A 5,091-nucleotide genomic window follows, 5' to 3' on the forward strand; every position below is an offset into this window, starting at 1 on the left:
GGTTCAGAAGGATGAAATTGTTTTTGCTCAATGCACCTCATACCTTTACGGTTGTCATTGCCATGGCTTGTGGTTTCAAAACAGTGAAAGAGGCCATGGATGATAAAGTTTTTGAGAGTTTTATTTCTGATCTGGTGTTTGATGAAATAATTAAAGTGGTCGTCAATGACGATATAAATAAGAAAGATGCTGAGGCCTTTGCGGTTAAGGTTTTAGATAGATTTAGAAATCCTTTTATTCAACACTATTGGACGGATATTTCAAAACAAATCTCTTCTAAAATCTTAATGCGGTGTATCCCGCTCATAAAAGATTATCAAAGTAAATTTGAGGAGCTGCCTAAAAAAATGATTCAAGGTTTGGCTGCTTATTTGCTGTATACAAATACGACCATTGATGAACAGGGGAACTATATAGCAGATTTGAATAAAAAGAAAATTGTGCTGGGGGACGCGAAAGCAGAGCTATTACATAAACATTGGCAAGCTTCCTCGATGAAGGCTGCGGTTGCTCATATTCTTTCCGATAAGGAATTATGGAAGGAAGATCTTAGAGAAATAAGTGGTTTAGAGCAGGCCGTTTTAAAAGAAATGAAAGAGATATTAAAGAATAATGACTTTCTAAAAGAGTAATGATGCAAAACAAAGTTTTAAAAATACATCCGGAAGATAATGCTATTGTAGCTTTGCAAGATTTACAACAGGGAGAAACGGTAACGCTGGGCAATGAATCTTATTTATTATTAGACAATGTAGAAGCGAAGCATAAATTTGTTGCGCAAGATGTACCAAAAGGTGGAAGCATAAAAATGTACGGTGTATTAGTAGGTATCGCCAATGAAGATTTACCAAAGGGAACACTTCTTACGACCGCCAATATCCATCATGCGACGAATGACTACAGGGTAAGGGAACGAAAAATAGAATGGCAAAAACCGCCTATAGAAAATTGGAAAGACGCTACTTTTTTGGGTTACCATCGAAGTGATGGTAGCGTGGGTGTTGCCAACTATTGGTTGGTCATTCCTATGGTTTTTTGTGAAAATAGAAATGTGGAATTAATGAAAGAGGCGTTGTTGGATAATCTCGGGTATCAAACGCACAAGAAGTATAATAAGTTTACTAAAAACCTGCTTGATTTATATAAGAGGGGTAGTGATCTGGCCGATATTTTAAATGCGGATTTTGATGCCAGTACGGCCAAATCCAATAATAGGATTTTTCCCAATATCGACGGGGTAAAATTTTTAACCCATCAAGGTGGTTGTGGGGGTATTCGGCAAGATTCAGCAGCACTTTGCGGGTTGCTCGCAGGCTATATTACACATCCAAATGTAGCCGGAGTAACAGTTTTAAGCCTTGGCTGTCAAAATGCGCAGGTTTCTATTCTAGAGAAAGAAATTACGAAAAGGTCGCCAAATTTTGATAAGCCCATGTATATTCTGGAGCAACAGAAAATTGGTAAAGAGTCGGATTTATTACCTGAAGCGATAAAGCAAACTTTTGCCGGACTGATTGAGGCAAATAAAATTGAACGCAAAGCGGCGCCCCTTAGGCAATTATGCATTGGCTTGGAATGCGGTGGTTCCGATGGCTTTTCCGGTATTTCTGCGAACCCGGCCATCGGGTATACTTCGGATTTATTAGTTGCCTTAGGTGGGAAGGTTATTCTTTCCGAGTTTCCGGAATTATGTGGCGTTGAGCAGGGGCTAAGCGACCGTTGTGTTAGTGAACAGAAGGCTGCTCGATTTGCCGAATTGATGAAAAGCTATAGTGAGCGTGCCGTCAAGGCCGGTTCGGGATTTGACATGAATCCCTCACCCGGAAACATAAAAGACGGACTTATTACGGACGCGATTAAGTCAGCCGGAGCGGCTAAGAAAGCAGGGAACTCACCGGTTGCCGACGTTTTAGATTACCCGGAAAAAGTAACGATGCCCGGACTGAACCTGCTATGCACACCAGGTAATGATGTAGAATCTACGACTGCCGAGGTAGGTAGCGGCGCGACAATTGTACTGTTTACGACTGGCTTGGGGACGCCCACCGGCAATCCGATTGCACCGGTCATCAAGTTATCCAGCAATACGGCATTGTTTAATAAGATGAATGATATTATTGACATCAATACCGGTACGATTATTAGCGGTGAAGAAACGATAGCAGAAGCTGGCAGTAGGATCTTAAATTTTATAATAGAGGTTGCGAGTGGCAATCAATCTGTAAAAGCAGTTCTAAATGGACAAGATGATTTTATTCCCTGGAAAAGAGGCATAAGCTTATAAAGCGACAATAGTACCAAAAAAGAAGCAGAGTGACCTGCTTCTTTTTTGGTAAATATCCGGCCCGGTCTTATTGTAATTCAAAATTATGAGGAATTGTCACCATTTTTTTGATAACGACGATACCGTCCTTTACGGTGAATAATTCATGATCCTGATTGGCTAAATGTGGTCCGCCAATAATTGTTACATTATTGCCAATATGGACATTCTTATCAATGATCGCATTTTCAATATGGCAATTTTCACCGATCCCTAGAGGGGGTTCACCCTTTTCGTTCTGGCTATTGATGTTGGTAAGTGTTTCGTAATAATCGTTTCCCATAATATAACAGGATTTTAATTTGGTGCCCGCACCGATACGGGAACGAATTCCGACAATACACCTCTCCAAACTATCACATAAAATAATACTGCCTTCTGCAATTACGGAAGATTTTACACATCCCGAATTAAGCTTTGCGGCCGGCAACATGCGAGGGCGCGTGTAGATGGCCGTATCGGAATCATACAGATTAATAGACGGGATATCGTTGGTTAAATCCAAATTGGCTTCAAAAAAGGAGCTGATATTTCCAATATCCGTCCAATAGCCTTCATATTGAAAACTATTAACCCTGTATTTGCCGATGGCCGAAGGGATAATCTCCTTCCCGAAATCTTTTGCATCTGGATGGACGTGCAGCAGCAATTGTCCCATTATATTTTTATTAAAAATATAGATCCCCATCGAAGCCATGTAATTTCTACCTTGTTCCTGCATTTTCTCGCCCGTATCACTAACCCAGTCGGGCAACAATTCTGCTGCCGGTTTCTCAATAAAAGCGGTAATCTCGTGGCGCTCATTGGACTTCATAATACCAAAATCTGTGGCATCTTTGGCATTTACCGGAATAGTGGCTATAGAAATTTCAGCATTACTTTTAATATGTTTCTCAAACATTTCTTTGAAGTCGATTTGATACAATTGGTCACCGCTTAAAACTAAAATATACTCATAGCTTTGATTCTGCAAATGTCTCAGAGACTGTCTTACAGCGTCTGCAGTACCTTGAAACCACTCGTTACTATCCGGCGTTTGTTCTGCCGCAATAATGTCTACATATCCCTTACTAAATGCACTAAAGTGATAGGTGTTTTTAATGTGCTTATTTAAAGATGCAGAGTTAAATTGCGTAAGCACATACATTTTCAGAATATCCGAATTCATACAATTGCTAATCGGAATATCGACTAAGCGATATTTTCCTGCGATAGGTACAGCCGGTTTCGAACGCGTAGCTGTAAGAGGATAAAGCCTAGAACCCGCACCGCCGCCTAATATTACGGCCACTACTTTGCTTGACATGAAACTCATAACGGATTGTTTTTATAGATTAAGAAAGATTAGTTGAGTTGTTCGTATAGCTGAATATATTTTCCCACAGTATTTTCCCAGCTATTGTCTATTTGCATCATTTTTTTTCTGTAGGACGCCAAATTTTTTTTGTTGTCAAATACGGCCACTGCCCGGTGGCAGGAATCCACTAGATCATTAATATTTGCGTTGCTAAAACAAATACCATAACCATGGTCACCAATATCTATTACGGTGTCTTTGAGCCCGCCAATACGTCTTACTAAAGGCATTGTTCCATAACGGAGGGCATACATTTGATTTAAACCGCAGGGTTCTACCCGGCTAGGCATCAACAGAAAATCTGCACCGGCATACATTAAATGGCTAAGCTTCTCATTATAGCCCTTGTAAAAATTGTAATTGCCTTTAAATTCTTGCTTTAATGCATCTAAGCCTTGTTCTATTGATGGTTCACCCGAACCCAAAATCAAAAAATTTACTTTTTTATTTAAACTGTAAAATGCAGCGCGTATAGCATCAGGCAGTATATCTGCCGCTTTTTCGCCCACCAGGCGTCCTATAAAAATAAAAAGCGGATATGCCGTATTTAATCCAAATTCGCTGCATAATGCTATTTTATTTTGCTGCTTTCCATTTGTCAGATGGGTGACATCAAAGTTGTGTTCTAAAAAACTATCTGTTTTGGGATTCCAAACCTCATTATCTATTCCATTTAATATACCATGGCACTTCCCTTTTTCATATTCAAATAATGCTTCTAAACCATTACTATTGTAGCGTAATTCTTCCATGTAGCTGGGGCTTACTGTCGTTACGGCCCAGGCATTTTTAATGCCCGAAGCTAATGGATTGATGACTTTACCCCATTCAAGTAAACCGGCTTTCCAACTATCATATCTTGGCAGCCAAACACTTTTATCCCAAGTCATCCAGCCCTGATATTCTGCGTTGTGAATGGTTAATACCGTTGGTACATATTGAAGTGCTTTAAAATCGTAACAATATTTAAATAGGAAAGGTAAGAGGCCTGTATGGTAATCATGGCAATGTACTACGTGAGGTTTAGTTTCCCACTGCCTTAACCAGCTAGCCACACTTATCTGAAAGGCCGTAAAACGCTGCGCATCGTCCTGATAACCATAGACCCGCTCTCTGTCGAGTAGCCCGTTAATGTCAACCAGATAAAGCGAGAACCCTAGTTTATCTGTTTTTTCCCTTATGATCGTAAAATCAAAAAAATAATCACCCAGGTTGGCGCTGCCTTTATAATCCACCTCCCATTCGTTGTCTAGTAAAAATTTGGTTTTATACATGGGCATTATAAGCTTTACACTATGCCCGTTTTTTTGTTGGTATTTAGGTAGAGCTCCAGCTACATCGCCCAGCCCACCTACTTTCGCTACGGGATAGCACTCTGCAGATACATGCAATATTTCCATAATTAAATCTT

Annotated in this window: 3 protein-coding genes and 1 pseudogene; 2 read left to right on the forward strand and 2 right to left on the reverse strand. The window is 40.1% G+C overall.

Features of this window, described 5'->3' with window-relative positions:
* Nucleotides 1-632: pseudogene (locus ACQR30_RS09905) on the forward strand (tagaturonate reductase); the annotation flags it as partial.
* Nucleotides 632-2,284, forward strand: coding sequence for a UxaA family hydrolase (locus tag ACQR30_RS09910; RefSeq protein ID WP_429734556.1), 1,653 nt, complete (start codon nucleotides 632-634; stop codon nucleotides 2,282-2,284). The pseudogene ACQR30_RS09905 and the gene ACQR30_RS09910, both read left to right, overlap by 1 nt.
* 67 nt (nucleotides 2,285-2,351) lie before the next feature.
* Here the strand turns inward: ACQR30_RS09910 and ACQR30_RS09915 are convergent, their stop codons facing one another.
* Nucleotides 2,352-3,638 (reverse strand): glucose-1-phosphate adenylyltransferase, encoded by a 1,287-nt coding sequence (locus tag ACQR30_RS09915; RefSeq protein WP_429734558.1) that lies wholly within the window; start codon nucleotides 3,636-3,638, stop codon nucleotides 2,352-2,354.
* Nucleotides 3,639-3,667: 29 nt separating this feature from the next.
* On the reverse strand, nucleotides 3,668-5,091 hold a 1,424-nt coding region (locus ACQR30_RS09920), incomplete at its 5' end, for a glycogen synthase (RefSeq protein ID WP_429734560.1).

This window comes from Arachidicoccus sp., from assembly GCF_050436765.1.
Classification (GTDB): Bacteria; Bacteroidota; Bacteroidia; order Chitinophagales; family Chitinophagaceae; genus Arachidicoccus.

Coding starts and splice junctions, on each gene's coding strand:
- ACQR30_RS09910 (WP_429734556.1), top strand. CDS start 632: ATGATGCAAAACAAAGTTTTAAAAATACATCCGGAAGATAATGCTATT.
- ACQR30_RS09915 (WP_429734558.1), bottom strand. CDS start 3,638: ATGAGTTTCATGTCAAGCAAAGTAGTGGCCGTAATATTAGGCGGCGGT.